The sequence below is a fragment of the Paenibacillus sp. 01T442 genome, assembly GCF_056398345.1.
Window position 1 is genome coordinate 1 of the sequence record NZ_JBFTPF010000082.1, and the last position, 21,186, is coordinate 21,186.

The window sequence follows — 21,186 nt, forward strand, 5'->3', positions numbered from 1 at the left end:
GTATCAATCTGATGCGTATCAATCTGATGCGCCATAGGTTCTAGTGTCCCTAAGTGTGCAAGGCATTGCATATCATCAAACGTAGAAATAAGCCCCGATTCTTCCGATTCGTAGGCAAGCTGATATAAGGTCCAGTCATCCCATGGACCTCCTCCACGTACACGATTGTCCAGCTCGGTAAACCAGTCCCTCTCAAAATGCATATCCAGCTGTTTATGAATGGGGCGAATGTTCTCTTGCTGATCATGTTGACGCATGGCAGTGCCCTCCTAAACGTTTTGCGTAGCAAAACTAGCCTCGTAAGCATATGCTACGTTCTGATACTGCGCCTACCCTCGTAAATGTCGAATACTTGTTAGTATGTCCAGAGAAGTATCTTTCATAACTTTTCCCATGTAAGAGTTTTACTAGGTGGGACGTTGTCAGAGGTCGAACGCTGAACTTGAATATGCTATGATAGAGGTTAGTTTTTGGGAAAAAGTGACGTTCTACACGAAAGGAAGTCGAATGAGATGACAGCTTGGCGATTTATACATACAGGGGATCGTTCTCCTGCTGAAAATATGGCGTTAGATGAAGCGATACTTACCGCTCACAGTGAAGGCAAAGTTCCGCCAACGGTGCGTTTCTACGGATGGAATCCTGCAACGTTATCTATTGGTTATTTTCAAAAGGCGGCCGAAGTGGATCAGGAAGCGGTAGTGAACGAGGGAATTGGCTTTGTGAGACGGCCTACTGGAGGAAGAGCTGTGCTGCACGATAAAGAGTTGACGTATAGCATCATTGTAGCTGAGGATTATCCAGGCATTCCCCGCAATGTGACGGAAGCCTATCGCGTGTTGAGTGAGGGGTTATTGCAAGGTTTTCGTGCGCTAGGCCTAGCAGCAGAAATGGTGCAGTTGGCAAGCGATGAGGAAAAAGAGAAATACGCCTCCGCTGGTTCTGCGGCATGCTTCGATTCACCATCGTGGTACGAGCTGGTTGTGGAAGGTCGCAAAGTGGCAGGCAGCGCACAGGTTCGCCAGAAAAACGTCGTGCTTCAGCATGGCTCGATCCTGCTGGATATGGATACGGATCAATTATTTCGGATGCTGCGCTTCTCGAATGAGAAGGTGGCAGATCGCATGAAACAAAGCTTTCTGAAGAAAGCGGTGGCCATTAATGAATTGCTGCGTGCGCAAGGGAAAGCGGAAGTTACATTAGGCGAAGTGGAGGAAGCGTTCCGGCGTGAAATCGCACTAGGCCTTGGTGTCGAACTCGTTGAGTCGTCGTTGACGGACTATGAGGTTGAACTTACGGAGCGTCTTGTTGCCGAGAAATACGGCACGGATGAGTGGAATTTACGGCGTTAGCAGGTTAACAGAAGTGGGAAAGTGGATGATAGCGAAGATTGCCCCTTAAGGTAGAGAGGAAATAAAGGGATTTCATGTAGCTAAATTAGAGGAAATGGCTGACTTTTTAGGAATAACTGGATTATATGCAGGTAATATCAGCTATTCTTTGCCGCGTGGTCAGAAATCGCTGAATTAGCTGTAGGTTTTCCAGTTATTCAAGTAATTGACCGAAAATGATCTAAAATAGCTGGAGTTTTTCCAGTTAGTTGATTTATCTAGCTTCATCCAATAAAAGGACAGCCCTCGGGTAGATGAATCTACTCAAGGGACTGCCCTTTTTTCTCATCCGAGTACGACTCGGTCATCCGCTAGCTTATTGCCGCTGATATGTTCAAACTCACCGAGCAGCTGTGCTACCGTGAGGTTCTTCTTCCGTTCTTCGTTCACATCAAGAATGATGCGACCTTTATCCATCATGATCAGGCGATTGCCGAGACGAATCGCTTGCTCCATATTGTGCGTGACCATGAGTGTGGTCAGCTTCATTTCGCGCACGATTTCCTCGGTCAATCGTGTGATCAGTTCAGCCCGCGCGGGATCGAGCGCGGCTGTATGCTCATCGAGCAGCAGGATCTGCGGCTCKGTGAACGTCGCCATGAGCAAGCTGAGGGCTTGTCGCTCGCCGCCGGAGAGCAGACCGACCTTCGCGCGCAGACGGCTTTCCAAGCCGATACCGAGGCGCTGCAGCTGTTCCAGGAACAACGCGCGCTTCCGTGCGTTGGTGCCGAAGCTGAGCCCGCGCTTCTTGCCGCGGGCATACGCCATGGCGAGATTCTCCTCGATGGTCATACGAGGAGCGGTCCCCGCCATGGGGTCTTGAAAGACGCGGCCGATCCAGCGGCTGCGCTTGTACTCCGGCAGATGGTGAATGACTTCACCATCTATGCGTACTTCGCCGGCGTCTGGCGTCATGACGCCGGAGATGATGTTCATCAGCGTCGATTTACCGGCGCCGTTACTTCCGATGACCGTGACGAAGTCACCGGGCTTCAGGGTTAGGTTAATGCCGATGAGCGCAATTTTCTCATCGGCGGAACCAGGATTAAAGAGCTTGGAAACGTTCGAGAGCTGCAGCATTAACGCCCACCTCCTTTATTCATTTGCAACGCGAGCTCGAGGAGCTCAGCAGAGCGCTTCTTCGCATTCGCTTTTTGTTTGAAGGCTCGCTGCACCGATGGCAGAACGAGCGCGATAATCACGATAATCGCGGTAATTAACTTCAAGTCGGATGCTTTCAGCCACTCGACTCGAAGTGCTAACGCAACAACAATCCGGTACACGATGGAACCGAGTACAGCAGCAAGTGTCGCTTGGAAAACGGAGCGAGCCCCAAAAATCGCTTCCCCAATAATAACGGAAGCTAGTCCAACCACGATCATCCCGATACCCATCGAGATGTCCGCAAAGCCGGATTGCTGAGCAATAAGTGCACCGGATAAAGCTACTAATCCATTTGACAAGCTCAAGCCTAGAATCGTTGTTCGGTCTGTATTGGCACCGAAGCTGCGAATCATGCGTGCGTTGTCMCCAGTTGCACGGAGAGCAAGACCCAGATCGGTATGCAGGAACGCATCAAGCAACAATTTGAATACAATCACAATGATCAACACTACGGTAATTGGTGACATGGAAGAAAACAAAGTATCTACGCCAAGAAGCGAAATGTTCGGTTTGCCCATGATGCGCATATTAATCGAATACAAGGCAATCATCATAAGAATTCCGGACAGAAGCCCGTTAATTTTACCCTTCGTATGAAGCAGTCCTGTGCAAGCGCCAGCCACAAGTCCACCTGCAAAAGCGGCCAAACAAGCAAGAAGCGGTGAGTATCCATTGGCAATCAGAATAGCAGCAATGGCACCGCCTGTTGTAAAGCTGCCATCCACCGTTAGATCGGGGAAATCAAGAATACGAAACGTAATATAAACACCTAGCGCCATCAACGCATAGAGAAGTCCTAGCTCGACGGCACCAGTCATTGAATCCATCATCATTATTCCTCCTAACTTTGAAAAAAAGAGGTGAACGAAAGTGACGTTCACCCCTTTAGTGTCTTTCTACTCACTGAATAATATTTTTCTCTTTATCTTTTACTGCGGCTTTCATCGCATCGGTTACTTCGATGCCTTGTGCTTTAGCTGCTTTTAGGTTTAGGATGAGATCCATTTTGTCAGGCACAGTTACTTTCATGTCTGCTGGTTTTTTACCATTTTTGAGGATGTCGACAGCCATTTGGCCTACTTGGTAGCCGTGATCATAGTATTTGAAGCCAACTGTTGCGAAAGCTCCTTTTTCAACGGTATCACGGTCACTGGAGAAGAATGGGATCTTCTTATCGTTCGCGATTTGAATGATACCATCCACACCACTAACAACCGTATTATCAAGCGTAATCAAGAATGCGTCTGCACGACCAACAAGGGATTGTGCAGCTTGTTTAACTTCTGATGTGTTCGTAACAGGTGCTTTAATTAGCTTGATGCCATGCTTGGTTAAAGATTGTTCAGCATTTTTGGCCATAATGACAGCATTTGGTTCTCCTTCATTTAGGACAAGACCAACTGTCTTAATCTTCGGCATGTTAGCTGCAACGAAATCCATTAATTGGGCAATGGCCATTGGATTCGTATCGGAAGCTCCGGATACATTGCCGCCTGGCTTATCCAGATTGGTTACGATTTTGGCTGCAAGTGGGTCTGTAACCGCTGCGAAAAGAATCGGTGCTTTCTTCACTTGCTGTACCACTGCCTGTGCGGATGGTGTTGCAATTCCCAGTACAAGGTCATTGTCGGCGGATGCAATTTTTTGAGCGATGGATAAGTTATTCGGTTGATCGCCTTGTGCATTATTGAAGTCAACCTTCAGGTTCGTACCTTCTACGATGCCTGCATCTTTAAGTGCTGCAAGGAATCMCTGGCGTGTTGCATCTAACGATGGATGTTCAACAATTTGTGAAATCGCAATCTTGTAAGTTTTGGATGCGGCTGCTGTAGCTGCCGGAGTAGTTGAGGCTGCGCCACCTGCTGCAGGCGTTGGCTCAGCTTTTTGACCACAACCTGCGACTAACATAATAGCTGCTGATAATACGATGGATGTGAGTGCTTTCTTTTTCAACAAAATTACCCCTCTCTAAGTTCCCAGATGTTGCTTGGACGCATTGCTCTCGCACCACTTTAACGCTTTCGTTGAGCAAAGCGTGAGAGGCGAGGTGTCCAAGTAGTTTTATAATCAACCATAGTTTAATTGGCTCATGGGGTTTCCGTCAATTGTTTTATCCGAATGTGTGATTATTTTGTGAATATTTGTCGGGAGGAAACATGACATACGGATGTAGAGATGGGGTTTGTACGCAAAAAAAGAAGACAGCCTTAGAAGCCAGATGAGATGACTTGGACTAGGGCTGCCCTTGTATGGGGGGAGTGTCTTTAGTTGAGAAAGGTTCTTTCAAATTCGGCTTGAAGTTTCTGGGTTGTTGGACCAGGTACTCCTGAACCGATAGATTGTCCATCTATTTGAAGGACTGGTGTAATTTCTACCGTCGTACCTGTGATAAAAGCTTCATCCGCCTGTAGAAGTTGTTCCGTCGTGAAAGATTCTTCTTTGACTGGTATTTGTAAGGCATGAGCAATTCGGAGTACGACAGCACGTGTAATCCCATGCAGAATCAAGTGATTGGCAGGGTGCGTGTAGAGAACCTGATCTCTCACCATCATCAAATTCGAGGCACTGCATTCGGTTACCGTGCCTTCACGATGAAGCACGACTTCTTGTACACCATGATCTAATGCAGCTTGCTTGGCAAGTACATTTGGCAGCAAATTTAGGGTCTTGAGATGGCACCGTAACCACCGAATATCAGGGTGTGTAACGGCGTTGATGCCATTCTTAATGGTTGCTAAAGGACGCTTCACCTCAGAGCAATAGGCGAGTACAATCGGCTCAGCCTGTGTCGGGAATGGATGCGCGCGAGGCGCCTCTCCACGAGTAATTTGCAAATAAACCGTGCCCTCGATGAGGTTGTTGTGCCCAATGAGCTTGTTCAATATAGTTAGAATTTCATCACTTGAATGAGGTAGGGAGAGGCGTACTTCACTAGCTGTTCGTTCGAGCCGCTGCATATGTGCAGCACCTTCATAAAGCTGACCATTGTAGACGCGAAACACTTCATAAATACCGTCACCGAAGTAATAGCCGCGATCATCAGGTGAGATTTGAATGTCTTGTTTATGTACGAATTCGTTTTTATAAAAATACATGTGGGTGCGCTCCTTAGGAATAAAATAATTATGGAACATATGTTCTAAATAATGCCTTGTTGTGGTATCCTACTTATAGGTTAACAAAGGATGAGAGACGCGTCAAAGCTAGTAAATTCGTGACTAGAGTGAATTTGGTTCTTTTGCCAATGGTACATCCATATGTTGTGTAGTATAATAATTTGGCACTACCATATATTGAGAAATAAGGGCTACTAACTCTTGTAGCGACTATCTTAAATGCAGCTGAATATGTAGTCTATTGGGAGGCTTATGGCATGGGGAATGTTTATGAGAGCAAGAAGTTAACGGGATTAAGTGAGAAAATCTTTTTGGATCGCTACGCACTTAAGAACGCAGATACGAGTCATGCGAAAGTGGGGGATACCGTCCTCGTTTTGACCAAGGATGATCCCAAATTCCCAGCTAAAGAGGTTGGAGAAATTATTAGTCGTGAAGGAAATACCGTGAAAGTTCGAACGCTCAGTGGGGAAACCGTGGAATCTGCAGTTGAGAAGCTAACGTTAAATATGGAGAAAACACCGGAAGAAATGTGGGATCGCTTGGCAGGAGCGATGGCTTCGGTTGAAAAGACAGCGGAGAAGCGTCAGGAATGGACGGAGAAATTCAGATACATTCTGAACGATTGGAAGCTTGTACCTGGGGGCCGGATTGCAGCAGGCGCGGATGCGAGTGATGAATTGACTTTGTTCAATTGCTACGTTATTCCTTCACCGAAGGATAGTCGCGGCGGGATTATGAACACGTTGACTGAAATGACAGAAATTATGTCACGCGGTGGTGGCGTTGGCATTAATCTGTCTTCACTTCGTCCGAGACGTTCAGTGGTGAAAGGCGTTAATGGATCGTCCAGCGGTGCTGTTTCGTGGGGTGGATTATTTAGCTATACGACGGGTTTGATCGAGCAAGGCGGTAGCCGCCGTGGGGCATTAATGCTCATGATTAATGATTGGCATCCGGATCTGGAGGATTTCATTACGGTGAAGTCCACCATGGGGCAGATTACGAACGCGAACTTATCTGTGTGCGTAAGCAATGGCTTCATGAAAGCAGTGAAGGAAGATCTGGAGTGGGAACTGGTGTTCCCAGACACGACAGATCCAGAGTACAATGAACTGTGGGACGGTAATTTGGATGCATGGAAGAAATTAGGAAAGGCTGTTAAGCCATATCGCACGGTTCGCGCACGTGATGTTTGGCACTCGATTATTGAGTCGGCATGGAAATCCGCTGAACCTGGCGTAGTTTTCTTGGAATATTACAATCAGATGTCCAACAGTTGGTACTTTAATCCAATCATTTGTACGAATCCATGTGGCGAACAAGGACTTCCGGCATGGGGTGTTTGTAATTTATCAGCCATCAATTTGTCGAAGTTCTATGATGCGGAGAAGCATGATGTGGATTGGGAAGATCTTGCTACCGTCGTACGCTATTCAACGCGTTTTCTGGATAATGTCATTGACAAAACGCCGTATCATTTTGAAGAAAATCGGGTGAATCAGCAAAATGAGCGTCGGGTAGGACTAGGTACGATGGGTCTGGCGGAGCTTATGATTCTTTTGAAAATACGGTACGGCAGCCCTGAATCACTCGAGTTCTTGGACAAGATTTATGGCTTCATGGCGAGAGAAGCGTATCTGGCTTCATCTGAGATTGCAGGCGAGAAGGGATCCTTCCAAGCCTTTATCGAAGATAAATTCATGGAAAGTGGCTTCATGCGCAAAATGACAGAGGTATATCCTGAGGTTGGCGAGGCCATTCATCAGAATGGTATGCGTAACGTGACGGTCATTACCCAAGCGCCAACCGGAAGTACGGGGACTATGGTTGGCACATCAACGKGGATTGAGCCCTACTTCGCATTCGAGTACTATCGTCAAAGTCGCCTAGGCTTCGATAAGCAGTATGTGCCGATTGCRCAGAATTGGAAAGACGCGAATCCAGATCAAGATCTGCCTGATTACTTCGTCACTTCGATGAGCTTGTCCGCTGAAGACCATATTCGTGCACAAGCCGCCATTCAGACTTGGGTGGATAGCTCGATTTCGAAGACAGCTAACTGTCCAGCTGATTTCACGGTTGAGGAAACGAAACGACTCTATGAATTGGCGTATGATCTGGGCTGTAAAGGCGTGACAATCTACCGCGATGGCAGCCGTGATGTACAGGTATTGAGCACGAGCTCGGATAAGAAGGAAGAAGTGAAAGTGGAGGCTCAGCCGGAAGTAGCTCCAGTAGCTGTCGCTGCAGAGGCTGTTGTAGATGAGGAGAGCTTATCGCGTCTGTCTGGCAAGCTTGCGGTGAATGTGGATGCGAAGACGGAACAGGTCTTTGATAAGCAATACAAGCGTCGTCCGCAAATTTTACGTGGCGCTACCTATAAGGTGAATACCCCATTCGGTATGGCGTATATCACGATCAATGATATGAATGGCACACCGAGCGAGATTTTCCTCAACGTAGGAAAAGCAGGGTCCGACGTGTTCGCGATGTCCGAAGCACTCGGCCGCGTATGCTCCTTGTTCTTGCGCTATGGCGATCACGGGGATAAAGTGAAGCTGCTCGTGAAGCACTTGAAGGGCATTGGCGGCTCCGGCGCCATTGGATTCGGCAACAACCGCGTCGAGTCGATCGCAGACGCGGTTGCCAAAGCGCTCGAGCAGCACGACGAAGTGATGAGCGAGCCTGACGACGCGCGGAACTACGTGACCGCGACGAGTGAAGTTGTTGAGGCAGCGCCGGCTGGGGGCGCTGCTGGTGGTGGCGGGCACACGGCTCCGAGCGCGACGAGTGTCGCGGCGATGGACCTATGCACGGCGTGTGGTTCCGCTTCGCTGGTGAACAGCGAAGGGTGTAAGAATTGTATCAACTGCGGATATAGMAGATGTTCATAGTAAGAGCCAGGGCGGGTGCCCTGGCTTTTTTTTGTTGTGAAATTCCAGAATTAATTGGAATTGCTCCATAATTCCATAGACGGTTTGTTACAGAATTCGTTTGAAAATTGATTTTATACATTAGGGTGAATAATTATACAAAAACAAGGTCAGTCGATATTATATCGTCTGATCCACCGATTATTCTGGCGGATGAGCCTACAGGTGCATTGGATTTGAAGACGGGTGCGGAGATCATGGATATTTTCAGTCGGTTGAATGAGCAGGGGAGAATGATTATATTGATTACGCATGATCGGTAGGTTGCAGAGCAGGCGAAACGGGTTGTGCGATTTCGCGATGGGCGGTTGGTGGGCAATGCATAGAGTGAAAAACCGGAAATCCATGGAAATATGGGGGCCCGGTTTATTTATTTTTGTTTATTAATAATCGGAAAAACCACATAATTGATCGATTTCTTTTATAGCGAATTCATCTTGCTAAAGCTGCTTCGAGATTCAAATTATACTCTGGCACTACTCTAAGGCTCATTGTCCTAAGGCCATCAAGAAATATTTGACTGAGAGAGCGAGTTTCAATCTGCATGAGCTGTTATTTCTTTCTCGGAAGCAAACGAATGGATTGCCACCTCTACAAAAAAAGAGGACAGCACATATTTCTAGTGAAAATGACGGTTTCAAAGACAATTTCCTAGTTATGGGTACGCCCGTAAATTCTAGAGTACAGCTTGCAAAGATCTACAAGATGTAACAACTTGAATTTCATTTTTTCCCCTGACGAAGAAAAGGATATCTGGTCGTTGCTCTGCACCGTATCTACAACATTCTTCAATCTGCTATTCGGTTAGTGATACGCCATAGTATTTCTTAAAGCTGGTATAAAAATAATTTGACATTACCATTCCGTATTTCACTTGTATGTCATTTATCGTCAATTGAGTCTGTTCCARAAAGTCTTTTATTTCCTCCATACGGACCATGGGGTGCAGTGTGAAACGTTTTGAAACCAAACATTAGTTTTGTGATTTTCTTTATGAACCTAGGATCTTGTTCTACTATGTTGTTTAGTTATTTTGTCTTCCTTACCAAAGTTTCTTTTGGCAGGGCTTTTTCATTTATTTATTCTTGTATGGCTGTTGGATATGCCGGGTTTTTCCCCAAAGAGATCTCACGTGGTAATTGATTATGTGGCGAGGCAAAAGCTTTTGTAAAGAAACTCTTTGCTGCCGGCATATCTCGATTTTCTGATTTCATAAAATCAATCGTTTTCCTCGTAGAATCAACTGCTCTATATATATTTCCATTGACCTTGATATACGTTTCATCGGTTCTGTAGGAAACATTTGTGGGTCTTAAATAGGGGCAGATTCGTTTGTCTATTTCAGGACCAAACTCATGGGCCCATCTCATAATTGTTCGTATGAGAAATCTCTAATCCTCGCTCGGTCATTATTTCCACCATGTCTCGATAGTTCAAACTTTATTTTAAATGCCATCTCACTGTTAGTAAAATGATTGCTGATTCATAATGCTTCCATTTAAATAAATCTGATATGGTTTCCATAGTAAATTGCTCCATCTCTTTGCGCAGCAGCTCGGATATGCGAAGGACTTCGGCGCATTCAGGGTTAGTATCGTAAAAAGCCTTGCTTATTAATAGAACAAAAATGGTTTAATGCAATGTGAGGATTTACTTGCCCGTAGATCAATTAAGCAACTCTTAGAATGCCTCGATATCTCTATAATCATTTCTAATGATTATCGCGCCAGCCGTTGGTAAAGCAGGCATTCACCGCATGTTGGATGCTCAAAACATATGATTATATCGCACTGTCCGAAGGTTATGTTACGTTACTGCCATGGCCAGACAGTCGCATCATACTGCTCTTTTAATTAAGACCGTGAGAGACGCCGTCTGCAATAAATAAGAAAACGGAGGTAGAACATCATGAATTCGGCATCGGCACAGCAAATCGAAACATTGAAAGTGATTCCGCCGAAAAAGCGAGGCGTTATTAACGACTGGGAGTTATACGCCATGCTTCTCCCAGGGATTGCTTTCTTCATTATTTTTAAATACATCCCGATGTGGGGAATCGTTATCGCTTTTCAAAATTATAGCCCCTTCAAAGGGGTGCTAGGCAGTGAGTGGGTCGGCTTTAAACATTTTATCACGCTGTTCCAATACGACGGATTCTGGTTGTTGCTTCGAAACACGCTGCTGATTAGTTTATATAATCTAGTATTCTTTTTTCCCGTTCCAATCGTTCTTGCGCTACTGTTGAATGAAATTCGGATCAACTTGTTCAAGAAGTTTATCCAAACCATCATTTATTTACCTCACTTCATTTCTTGGGTAGTTGTTGTCGGCATTACTTATATGATGCTTGGAACGCAAGGCGGTCTCGTTAACGAGATGATCAGATCGGCTGGGGGTACGGAGATCGCCTTCCTGACCACGAAGGAATGGTTCCGCAGTTTGATTGTCGGTCAAAGTGTCTGGAAAGAAGYCGGCTGGGGTACGATCATCTTCCTGGCTGCGCTCGCTGGCGTTGATCCGCAGCTTTACGAAGCGGCAATCGTCGACGGAGCGGGGCGCTGGAGGCAACTCTGGCACGTTACGTTACCGGCCCTTCGCAGCACCATATTAATTCTGCTTATTTTGCGGATGGGCAGCGTTCTTGACGTAGGCTTCGAGCACATTTTCCTCATGCTTAATTCGACCGTGAACGAGGTGGGCGACGTCTTCGAAACATACGTGTACCGTGAGGGACTAATCGGAGGCAAATTCAGCTACACAACTGCGATCGGCTTGTTTAAATCTGCCATCGGCATGATCCTTATTGTTACGGCCAATTGGCTGACCAAAAAACTCGGAGAAGAAGGCGTCTACTAAATCGTAGGATTCGTAACACTATGCCCGGAATCAGATAGGAGGAACCGATTTGCTGCACTACAAACCATCGCTCGGCAGCAGAATTTTTGATATTGCTAATGTTTCTGTACTTGTCTTATGCTCGTCCGTTATGCTGTTTCCGTTCTTGTACGTCCTAGCTACCTCACTTTCGCCGATGGAGCAGGTCCTTCGCGGCGGACTCATTTTGTGGCCCCAGAAAGTGACTTGKGGTGCTTACGATACGATCTTTTCCAACAGGCATTTTGTCCGCTCTTTGTGGATGAGCGTTGTGATTACGGTGATCGGCACGTTCGTCAATCTCGCTCTCACTTCCCTGATGGCCTACCCGCTAGCCAAAAAAAGACTGCGCGGCCGCAACTTGATCCTGTTACTTGTCGTTGTGACGATGCTGTTCAGCGGCGGACTGATCCCTAGCTACCTGGTGGTCAAAAATATGCATCTGCTGAATACGATATGGTCCGTTATTTTGCCTGGCGCCATCAGTGCATTTAACCTGATCATCATGAAAAACTTTTTCAATAGCATTCCCGAGGAACTCGAAGAATCGGCTCGCATCGACGGCTGTCGCAACTTCGGTGTTCTGTTCCGCATCGTGTTGCCTCTATCGATGCCGGCGCTTGCCACCTTTACGCTGTTTTACGCGGTCGGTCACTGGAACTCTTTTTTCTCAGCGGTCATGTATATCAATAAGACCGATTTATGGCCTATTCAGGTGCTGCTGCGTCAAATGATCGTTGAAGGCTCCGTCGAGCAATTCCAGAATGCTTCGCTTGAAGGAAGTGCAAACGTAATGCCGCAAACGATCAAAATGGCTGCGACGATCGTTGCGACGGTTCCGATCCTGCTGATCTATCCGTTTCTGCAGAAACATTTTGCGAAAGGCGTGCTGCTCGGTTCGGTCAAAGGCTAATCCGATCGGGTTTCGGAGGACCATTTACCCGGTTCTCTTCACCATATATAATATAAATGATATCAGGAGGTCAGAAACATGTTAAACAAAAGAAAATGGTACAAACATATGTCCATTGTCCTAGCTGCAACAATGCTGGGGGGCGCCGTAACTGGGTGTGCAAAGAAAGAAGAGCCGGTCGCCAGCAATCCTGTTGGCAGCGCCAAACCGGCTGACAAAAAGCGGATCAAAATCAGCTCGATGTTCCCGCTTTACGGCGATCCTGCGCAAAAAACGGAAGCTTGGAAATTCATTGAAGACAAATTCAACATTGATTATGAGCCGCTGGCGATTCCGAACAACAGCTCGGAGGAAAAAGTAAAGCTGGCTGTCGCCTCTGGCGATATGGCTGATTTCACTACATGGGAATCGTTTCCTTCCGCTGACTTTAGCAATTACGTAGATCAAGGCGCATTTCTTGCGCTCGATGATTACATCAAAGATATGCCGAATATAATGAAGACACCTCAGGCGGCTTGGGACAACTTGAAAATCAATGGCAAAATATACGGGATTCCCAGAACGCGTCCATTAACCACCGTCGCGGTCATGATCCGCCAAGACTGGCTTGACAATTTGGGCCTGCCTGTTCCGAAAACGACGGATGAGCTGTTTAAAACGGCGGTCGCGTTTACGAAGAACGACCCTGACAAAAACGGCAAAGCGGACACGTTCGGCTTCGCTGTCGGCGAAAACATTGCGTTTTTGGAAAGCATTTGGCACGCATTCGATACCGGCAACAACTGGCGGATCATGGAAGACGGCACGTTGATGAACAGCGCGATCACCCCGGGACGCAAACAGGGACTCACCTTTGTACGTGATTTGTACAAGGAAGGCGCCATCGACAAAGACTTTGCCGTGTTGAAAACAACACAAGTGTGGGAGAAAATCAACAGCGGTAACGCGGGCATTTACGTCGGGAATATCAGTGATTACCCGAAATTCGTCGATGCGCTTGCCAAAACGAACCCGAACGCCAAGTTTGTGTTGGCCAAAAATCCGGTTGGACCGACAGGCAAATCCGGCACGAGCAATGGAATCGGCTTCTACGGTCTGCAGACAATACCGGCGAGTCTAGGGAAGGACAAAGACAAAGTCAAACGGATTATCGAATTCATCGATTGGCAAGCAAGTGACGAAGGTACTCTCTTCAAGCAATACGGCGTGGAAGGAGCCCACTATACTAAAAATGCCGATGGCACCCTGAAGCCTAATGCCGACAAGATAAAGGCCGACGCCGTCGCCAATCTGGTATCCCATAACAAATTCGATCCGTATTTGGCGGTTTCGACTACGGCTTCAGCCGATGTTCAAAAGATGCAGCGCGAAATGATTGACTATGTCGCGGACAAAGGCGTGACAAACCCGGTTATCGGTTTTCTAGCACCAGCACAGCGTGAGAAAGGTGCTGATCTTAACAAGCTGCGCGACGAGTTTTTCGTCAAAGTAGTGATGGGCAAGAGCCCTATTGAGGACTTCGACAAGTTCACGAAAGAATGGCTTGATAAAGGCGGTTCTCAATTAACGAAGGAAGTGAACGATTGGTACAAGGTGAACAAAAAATAATCTGATCTTATTTCCGGGAATGTTGACCTTGCTGCCTATACCCTACACCGGATGATCATTTCCTTTCGGGAATTGATCTTCCGGTTTTTATTTGAAATATTCGGTTGAAAGGTGGTTATCGCATGCTGCGCTCCTTATGGAAATGGCACTTATCAAATCAGATGCGCTTGAAAGTGCTGTTTGCCGCTTCGTTATTTTCAATTATCCCGGTAATTGTCCTCGGCGCCATTACCTATATGATCGCCAGCGACAGCATGATGCAGGAAATTGGCAAAACGAACAAAGAAACAATGCGGCAAATTCAGGAACGAATCGACAAGCTGCTCGTCACCAATGATAAAATCGTTCTGCAGCAAGCGTTTAATCCCCTTTTGACGGAATTTTTGAAAACACCGGATCCTTACAAGGACAATCTTTTATTCCAAAAGGTCACAACCATCCTCAATTCCATGGAAGTGCTGATGGAAAATGTGGATTCCGTCTATTTGTATATGAAACGTCAGCAGCTCGCCGTCAATCCGAGCGAGGGTATCTTCGAAGCGTCCAAGCTTGATGCCGGGTTGCTTCAACGAATCAATGAAAGTAATGAGCCATTGTTCTGGTTCGACCGTAAAGTGATGGCATCAGTGCCGCGCGGTGGGTCCCACGTCGTGACACTTGTCCGTCGTTTACCAGTGACGTCTGATCAGGCGCTCGGTTATTTGATTATCAACCTGAACGAACGAGCGTTTTTCGAGGTGTTCGGCAGTATGCATCAGGGCACAAGCGGTGAAATGATCATCCTTACACCATCTGGCAATATTTTTTCGGATTGGAACAAAAGGCTGCTAAGTCGCGAATTCTCCGACTATCCGGTTATCCGCGACTTGAAGGAGTCCGACCTGCCTGAATCGTTCGGCGAATACAAAATCGACGGTAGTTTGATGCTGGTCAACTCGTTGAAATCATCCTATAATGACTGGCGGTATGTGTCGGTATTACCGCTGAGCGAGTTGACGATTCATATCCAATCGATTAAAAAAACGACGATCTTCATTTGCCTCGTGCTTACCTTTGTAAGCCTCGTCGCAGCCGTCCTGCTGTCGCAGCGGCTATTTCKGGCCTTCTCAGGCTTTATCGAGAAGATTCGCAGCATTGGTAAGTTCAACCAGCCGTTGCCGCAGAAAATGGACGAATTCGGCCTTATCAGTTATTACGTAGAGTCGCTTCAGTCGACGAACAACCATCTGGAAAGCCAAATCCTGCAATCGATGCCGCTCTTGCGGGCGAGTTTTATCCAGCGTCTCCTAACAGAGACATTTCGGCAAGGGGAGTTTGGCGAGAAGCTCGATTATTATCAAATACCAGCCGCTTACGGGTACTATACCGTGCTATGTATCGAGCTGGACAATTTGCGGGGCCAATCGGAGCAGGACGTTAATTTGTTTCTATACGCGGCAATGAATATAGCCAAAGAAGTCATCAGCCATCATACGGAAGGTATGGTCGTCAGAATGCAGTCGGAGCAGATTGCTGTCGTCATCAACAACGGGCAGAGGGAGAGCGGAACGAGTCAGGTGCAAATGGAGATTTTTCGTATTTCCGAGGAAATACGGGGAGTAATCGAGCAGGTGCTCCACGTTACGGCGACAATCGGCGTCGGCCACAGCTATCTGGGCATTGAAAACCTACACCGCTCTTACAAAGAGGCACTTGAGGCAATCAAGTACCAGCTTCTCGAAGGAACCGGGACCGTGTTGTTTATCGACCGGGTGAATCCTGAAGAAACCGTTTTTTCGTACCCCGTGGAGCAGGAACAACTCATTCTATTGAATTTGAAGCTTGGTAATCTTGAACAAATAGAGAGCGCAGTCAACGATTTCGCGGAAACATTGAAAATGGAAGAAGCACTGACAATCGATCACGTACGCCAATCGTTCGTACAACTGCTCGCAGCGACGCTTCGGACGCTGTATGAGTTCGACCCTAAAGACGGGCCGAAGCTATTTACAGACAACGTATATCATACGTTGAACCAATTCAAAACAATGGAACATATCAAGGAATGGCTTATACAAAACATTTTTCATACGATGATTGTCCATTTCCGCCACCTACGCAGCGAGCGAAATTCGCAGACTACGGAGAAGGTGCTAAGTTATATTCACAAGCATTACGACGAAGATCTGTCGCAACCTCAATTAGCCGATATGGTGATGATGCCAGTGTCGCACTTTAGCAGCTTTTTTAAACAGGAGGTCGGCGTTACGTTTACCGAATACATCATCACGTACCGGATAGAGAAAGCGAAGGAACTTCTGACGAAAACGGATTTTAAGGTGTCTGATATCGCCGAGAGGCTTTGTTATAACAATTCGCAAAATTTTATACGTACGTTCAAACGGGTCACCGGGATTACCCCCGGGGAATATAGACAAAAGCATACGAGAACGGAATGAAAGTTATAGTACGGCGGCCGATACACGACGAAATTGAATCCGAATACAGACTGGACAGACGGATTTTGGACAGGCATGCTATGGCTCTGTTACGAATATTCCAAAGATGAAGTGTTCCGCGAAGCGGCGCAGCGCAACATCGATAGTTTTCGTAAGCGGCTTGCCGACAATGTTGGTCTCGGGCATCATGATATTGGTTTCCTCTATTCATTATCGGCAAAAGCTGGTTGGATAATTGACAAGGACGAAGCGGCGAAAGAGCTAACGCTGCAGGCGGCTGACAAACTGCTTGGTCGCTGGCGCGAAGAGGCGCAGCTGATTCAGGCGTGGGGATCTTTGGGCGACGAAAAGCAAGGTGGACGCATCATCATTGATTGTCTGATGAATTTGCCGTTTTGTATTGGGCAACGGAAATGACTGGCGACAACCGTTATCGTGAAATTGCGATCAAGCATGCGGAGAAAAGCCGCCGTTATCTGGTGCGCGGCGACGATTTCTCGTATCACACGTTCTACTTCGAACAGGATTCAGGCATACCTATCGGAGGGACGACGCATCAAGGGTATCACAACGGCTCTACATGGACACGCGGCCAAGCATGGGGCGTATATGGCTTTGCGCTTTCTTACAAATATACGAAAAATCCGGAATTCCTTGAAACGTCTCTTCGTTTGGCGCGCTACTTCCTGCAGCATTTGCCAGAAGATCATGTCGCCTACTGGGATTTCAATGTGCCGGTTGACGCAAATACTTACCGAGACAGCTCTGCGTCGGCGATCGTTTGCGCAGGCTTGCTCGAACTATTGGATCATTTGGATCCGAACCATCCGGAGAGGGCCTTTTTCGAAGACTGGCTGGAGCTCTCGCTCAAATCGCTTGTCGACAATTATTCGACAGTTGGAGAAGAAGATGCGGAAGGTTTGATCAAGCGAGGTTCGTATAGTATTCGGGCCAACAGCTCCCCGGATGATTTTGTGATCTGGGGCGATTACTATTATCTCGAAGCACTCATGCGTATTGAGAAAGGTATCACTGGATATTGGTATAACCGGTAGTAGMTGGATGGAGGTAATGAGTAGAATGGAAAATCAAACATATCGGCCTGGACCTATTGTAAGCGATTACGATTTTTTTACCCGTGCAATCGATATGAGCTTACCGGCCCTAGGGGATTTAAAGAAAGCGGTCGAAAGCGATGACTTCGTTAAGGCGCGCCGACTATTTGCGGAGCATGTGAGGCGATCCTTGCGTCCGGATCTGTATTTCCGTATTCCGCCTCATGATATGCAAAACGTGTTTTTTCTGCCGKGAGAGACGATGGAAGAGATGGGTGAGCGTATATTGTCTTTAAAGCTCGTTTCTTGCGGCACGCCCCATCAATTCTCTGGGAAGGTGGACTGGTCCGTCAATCCTACGTTCAATCAATATGTAGAATGGACCGTGCAATTGAACCGTCATTGGGAATGGGAGGTGCTGGCGAGGCGTTACCTGGAAACGGGGAGTGAAAAATACGCCGAGGGACTCGTTAACCTGTTTACCAGCTGGGTCCAGCAGGTCGTTATACCGGAAAGTGGGCCGGGATATGGATGGAGGACGATCGAGTGCGGATTGCGTATGGGCAATGCCTGGCCTTATGCGCTTCACGCCTGTTACCATTCTCCACATTTTACTGATGACGTGTTGATCGACTGGTATAAATCCTTGTGGGAACATGCTTTGCGGCTCCGCCTCCATCATCGGAAAGAAGGCAATTGGCTGCTTATGGAGATGAACGGTCTGTCCCACATCGGCGTGCTTTGTCCGGAATTCAGGGAAGCGACAAACTGGAGAGCCTATGCTCAGGAGAAGCTGTTCCAAGAATTGAACAGACAGCTATACCCGGACGGGTTTCATTTTGAATTAAGCACGAATTATCACGAGGTCGTATTACAAAATTATTTTCAAGTGATTGAGTTGTATCACGCCTATCATATCCCGATTGCTCCCGAACTCGTTAAAGGACTCGAACATGCTTGCACAGCTCATGTCAAATTGATGATGCCGGACGGCCGGTTGCCAGATCTGAACGATGGCCGCTGGTTGAAAGTATCGGATTCGTTTTCCATGCAGGAGGCGACAAGACATTATCCACACAGGTTGGACTTTCTATGGGCCTTAACCGAAGGACAAGAAGGGAAACCGCCGGTTGAAACGTCCATACCCTTTCCTTACAGCGGTTACTATGTCATGCGGACCGGCTGGGATCGGCAAGCCGTATGGGCGATGTTCGACGCGGGACCGTTCGGGAGGGGACACCAGCACGAGGATAAGCTGAATCTGCTTATACATGCCTACGGAAAGCTACTGCTTACCGAGGGGGGCAATTACGCCTATGACGACTCGGAGATGCGTCGCTATGTTCTGTCGACCCGATCGCACAACACGGTTCGTGTAGATGGATCGGATCAAAATCGGAGAATCGCTTACCGTTGGATGGATGAAGACATCAATGTGCTGACTGATGCACAATGGTATTCGTCCGAAGTCTTTGATTGGGTTCAAGGAATATATAACGAAGGCTATGGCTCGCAGGCGCAGATTAGAGTCACCCACAGCCGGAGCGTGCTGTTCTTGAAAAACGATCCGCTCGTTTCTCCATGCTTTCTGGTCATTGACAGGCTAACGCCGCAAGATGAACAATCGCACAACTATGAATTTCTATGGCATCTGCACAGCGAATCGGCAGCTGTTCAAGGGTTGAACAGTTTTACCTTGAACCATGAAAGTCCGAATCTGAGCCTAGTTACGAACCGAATGGACAACCTGACAGCCACAATCATAAAGGGGCATATCGAACCGGAGTGGCAAGGGTGGAAAAACACCGATACGTTTGCGCAAGGAGAGTATGCGCCTGCTCCTACGGTTGTCTATGATTTGACGGCCGTGGGATCGGTTCGCCTTGTTACCTTGTTGTTTCCTACAAACACGGGAGAAAGTTGCCCGATAAAGGAAGTTGAAGCCTCGGGAGAAGTAGGCGATCGACAAATACGGCTGAATCTGCTAAACGGCCAATCGATTTTGATTGACGAAAACGAATATACAGGGGTTAGGGGCATGTAATCCGCAAGGAGTAGAAACAGTAGAAAAGAGGAGTGGTTGGAGATGACCCAATTAACCGCAATATTGATCGGTGCAGGAGCCAGAGGTGCTCGTAGCTATGCGCCATACGCGTTGGACTATCCGCATGAGTTGAAATTTGTTGCCGTAGCCGAAGCAAACGCTATTCGAAGAGAGGACTTTGCCAAACTGCACCATATACCGGGAGAATGCAGCTTCGAGTCGTGGGAGCAATTACTGGAACGGCCGATCATGGCCGACATCGCCGTTATTTGCACACAAGACCAGATGCATTACGAGCCGACCATGCAGGCATTGGCGAAGAAGTACCATGTGCTGCTGGAGAAGCCAATGTCGCCTACGCCGAAGGAATGTATCGAGATGGAGCTGGCGGCGAAGGAACACGACCGTTTGTTAACGATTTGCCACGTGCTTCGCTATACGCCGTTCTGGTCGGCCGTGAAGCGAGTCATATCTGAAGGGAAAATCGGTCAAGTCGCGTCCATTCAATTAAACGAAAATGTCGGGTATTGGCATATCGCCCACAGCTTCGTACGAGGCAATTGGAACAACTCGGAGACGTCAAGCCCGATGATCTTGGCCAAATCGTGCCACGATATGGACGTTCTATCATGGTTGATGGATCAACCATGCGAACGCGTTAGCTCGTACGGATCGCTTATGCATTTTCGCTCCGAGAACGCTCCTGAAGGATCTACCGACTATTGCATCAGTGGATGCGCCGTAGAGTCCACCTGTGCATATTCGGCACCTCGGTTTTATTTGGGGGAAGGAAAAAACTGGGCGAGGCATTTCGCCGATGAGTTATCCAAGGAGAGCATCATTAAAGGCCTTCAAGAGACCAATTACGGACGCTGTGTGTATAAAAGCGACAATAACGTAGTTGACCACCAGGTGGTTAATATGGAGTTTGCGAACGGAGCCACTGCCATGTTTAGTATGTGCGGTTTCACGAGGCACCAGGAGCGGCGAATTCAAATCATGGGAACCAGAGGAGAACTTAGGGCCGAGGAAAGTAAAATCGTTGTTTGCGATTTTCTGACTCATGAGGAGACCGTCATTGAAATACCCGAGCAAACTAGCGGCCACGGCGGGGGAGACAGCKGTATTGTACGCAGTTTCCTTAAAGAGGTCCTCAGCTATACGGGCAGAGAAAGCCTTCTTACCTCGGCATCGGCTTCTGTAAGAAGCCATATGATGGCATTTGCTGCAGAGCACTCGAGACTTCATAAAGGCAAGTCGATTGAGTTGGACGAATTTTACAACAACGTAATGACACCGGAACGGATTCAAGCTTTTTAATAATTAAATATTTGTCTTGCATATTTATGCATACACTGTATATAGGCTAAATTATTTTTTCTAACGAATTCTGAAACAAACAGTCATTTTCGCAGCGACGACCAACAAATTCTAATGAATTCTGAAACAACAATAACGGAGCCACGCGGGTTTGCGGGCTCCGTTTTCTAATTAATTTTGGAGTATCACATTCTTTTTTTTTTTTTTCTACGACTGACCAATTAACGCACAAGCCCTCGATTCAATATCTTTGAGGTATTGGATAGGGTTTCTTCTAAAGCGTTGACGCTTAATTCCTTCATGAAGACGCTCGTTCCACCTGTCACG

At 47.3% G+C, this 21,186-nt stretch carries 12 protein-coding genes and 4 pseudogenes; 10 read left to right on the forward strand and 6 right to left on the reverse strand.

What is annotated here, in order from left to right; genetic code table 11:
• Positions 1 to 257: pseudogene (locus AC1DLM_RS30335) on the reverse strand (ATP-dependent helicase); the annotation flags it as partial.
• 255 nt (positions 258 to 512) lie between these two features.
• Here AC1DLM_RS30335 and AC1DLM_RS30340 point away from each other — a divergent pair.
• Entirely contained in the window at positions 513 to 1,352 is an 840-nt protein-coding gene (locus AC1DLM_RS30340; RefSeq protein WP_477572048.1) for a lipoate--protein ligase family protein, read from the forward strand.
• 324 nt (positions 1,353 to 1,676) lie between these two features.
• On the opposite strand, the gene AC1DLM_RS30345 is transcribed toward AC1DLM_RS30340, so the two are convergent.
• The 4 genes from AC1DLM_RS30345 to dat form a co-directional block, all read right to left on the reverse strand.
• The gene (locus tag AC1DLM_RS30345) at positions 1,677 to 2,471 is read right to left on the reverse strand and encodes an ABC transporter ATP-binding protein (protein WP_171634229.1); all 795 of its coding nucleotides are present in this window, start codon (positions 2,469 to 2,471) and stop codon (positions 1,677 to 1,679) included.
• Positions 2,471 to 3,385: an ABC transporter permease gene (locus AC1DLM_RS30350; RefSeq protein ID WP_441989621.1), complete on the reverse strand. Its 915-nt coding sequence runs from the start codon at positions 3,383 to 3,385 to the stop codon at positions 2,471 to 2,473. Before AC1DLM_RS30350 ends, AC1DLM_RS30345 begins: the two co-directional genes overlap by 1 nt.
• A gap of 70 nt (positions 3,386 to 3,455) precedes the next feature.
• Entirely contained in the window at positions 3,456 to 4,508 is a 1,053-nt protein-coding gene (locus tag AC1DLM_RS30355) for an ABC transporter substrate-binding protein (protein WP_477572049.1), read from the reverse strand.
• A gap of 311 nt (positions 4,509 to 4,819) precedes the next feature.
• Positions 4,820 to 5,650: a D-amino-acid transaminase gene (dat, locus tag AC1DLM_RS30360; protein ID WP_477572050.1), complete on the reverse strand. Its 831-nt coding sequence runs from the start codon at positions 5,648 to 5,650 to the stop codon at positions 4,820 to 4,822.
• A gap of 278 nt (positions 5,651 to 5,928) precedes the next feature.
• Between dat and AC1DLM_RS30365 the strand changes: the two genes are divergently transcribed.
• Entirely contained in the window at positions 5,929 to 8,568 is a 2,640-nt protein-coding gene (locus AC1DLM_RS30365) for an adenosylcobalamin-dependent ribonucleoside-diphosphate reductase (RefSeq protein WP_477572051.1), read from the forward strand.
• 167 nt (positions 8,569 to 8,735) lie between these two features.
• A pseudogene (locus AC1DLM_RS30370) lies at positions 8,736 to 8,867 on the forward strand (macrolide ABC transporter ATP-binding protein); the annotation flags it as partial.
• 684 nt (positions 8,868 to 9,551) lie between these two features.
• Here the strand turns inward: AC1DLM_RS30370 and AC1DLM_RS30375 are convergent.
• Positions 9,552 to 10,131 (reverse strand): annotated as a pseudogene (locus AC1DLM_RS30375) (IS6 family transposase); the annotation flags it as partial.
• Between the two features lie 384 nt (positions 10,132 to 10,515).
• Here AC1DLM_RS30375 and AC1DLM_RS30380 point away from each other — a divergent pair.
• From AC1DLM_RS30380 to AC1DLM_RS30410, 7 genes and pseudogenes are all read left to right on the forward strand, one after another.
• Complete coding sequence (locus AC1DLM_RS30380) at positions 10,516 to 11,463, forward strand: ABC transporter permease (RefSeq protein ID WP_477572052.1); 948 nt, start codon at positions 10,516 to 10,518, stop codon at positions 11,461 to 11,463.
• 52 nt (positions 11,464 to 11,515) lie between these two features.
• Positions 11,516 to 12,394, forward strand: a complete 879-nt coding sequence (locus AC1DLM_RS30385) for a carbohydrate ABC transporter permease (RefSeq protein WP_477572056.1) — start codon at positions 11,516 to 11,518, stop codon at positions 12,392 to 12,394.
• A gap of 78 nt (positions 12,395 to 12,472) precedes the next feature.
• Positions 12,473 to 14,002 carry an extracellular solute-binding protein gene (locus AC1DLM_RS30390; protein WP_441989530.1) on the forward strand — a complete coding sequence of 510 codons (1,530 nt, stop codon included), beginning with the start codon at positions 12,473 to 12,475 and terminating at the stop codon, positions 14,000 to 14,002.
• A 122-nt stretch (positions 14,003 to 14,124) separates the two neighbouring features.
• Positions 14,125 to 16,440: a helix-turn-helix domain-containing protein gene (locus AC1DLM_RS30395; protein WP_477572053.1), complete on the forward strand. Its 2,316-nt coding sequence runs from the start codon at positions 14,125 to 14,127 to the stop codon at positions 16,438 to 16,440.
• Positions 16,441 to 16,473: 33 nt separating this feature from the next.
• Positions 16,474 to 17,495: pseudogene (locus AC1DLM_RS30400) on the forward strand (glycoside hydrolase family 88 protein); the annotation flags it as partial.
• Between the two features lie 25 nt (positions 17,496 to 17,520).
• Positions 17,521 to 19,539 (forward strand): alginate lyase family protein, encoded by a 2,019-nt coding sequence (locus AC1DLM_RS30405; RefSeq protein ID WP_477572054.1) that lies wholly within the window; start codon positions 17,521 to 17,523, stop codon positions 19,537 to 19,539.
• Between the two features lie 42 nt (positions 19,540 to 19,581).
• Positions 19,582 to 20,859, forward strand: a complete 1,278-nt coding sequence (locus AC1DLM_RS30410; protein ID WP_477572055.1) for a Gfo/Idh/MocA family protein — start codon at positions 19,582 to 19,584, stop codon at positions 20,857 to 20,859.
• Positions 20,860 to 21,186 lie beyond the last annotated feature (327 nt).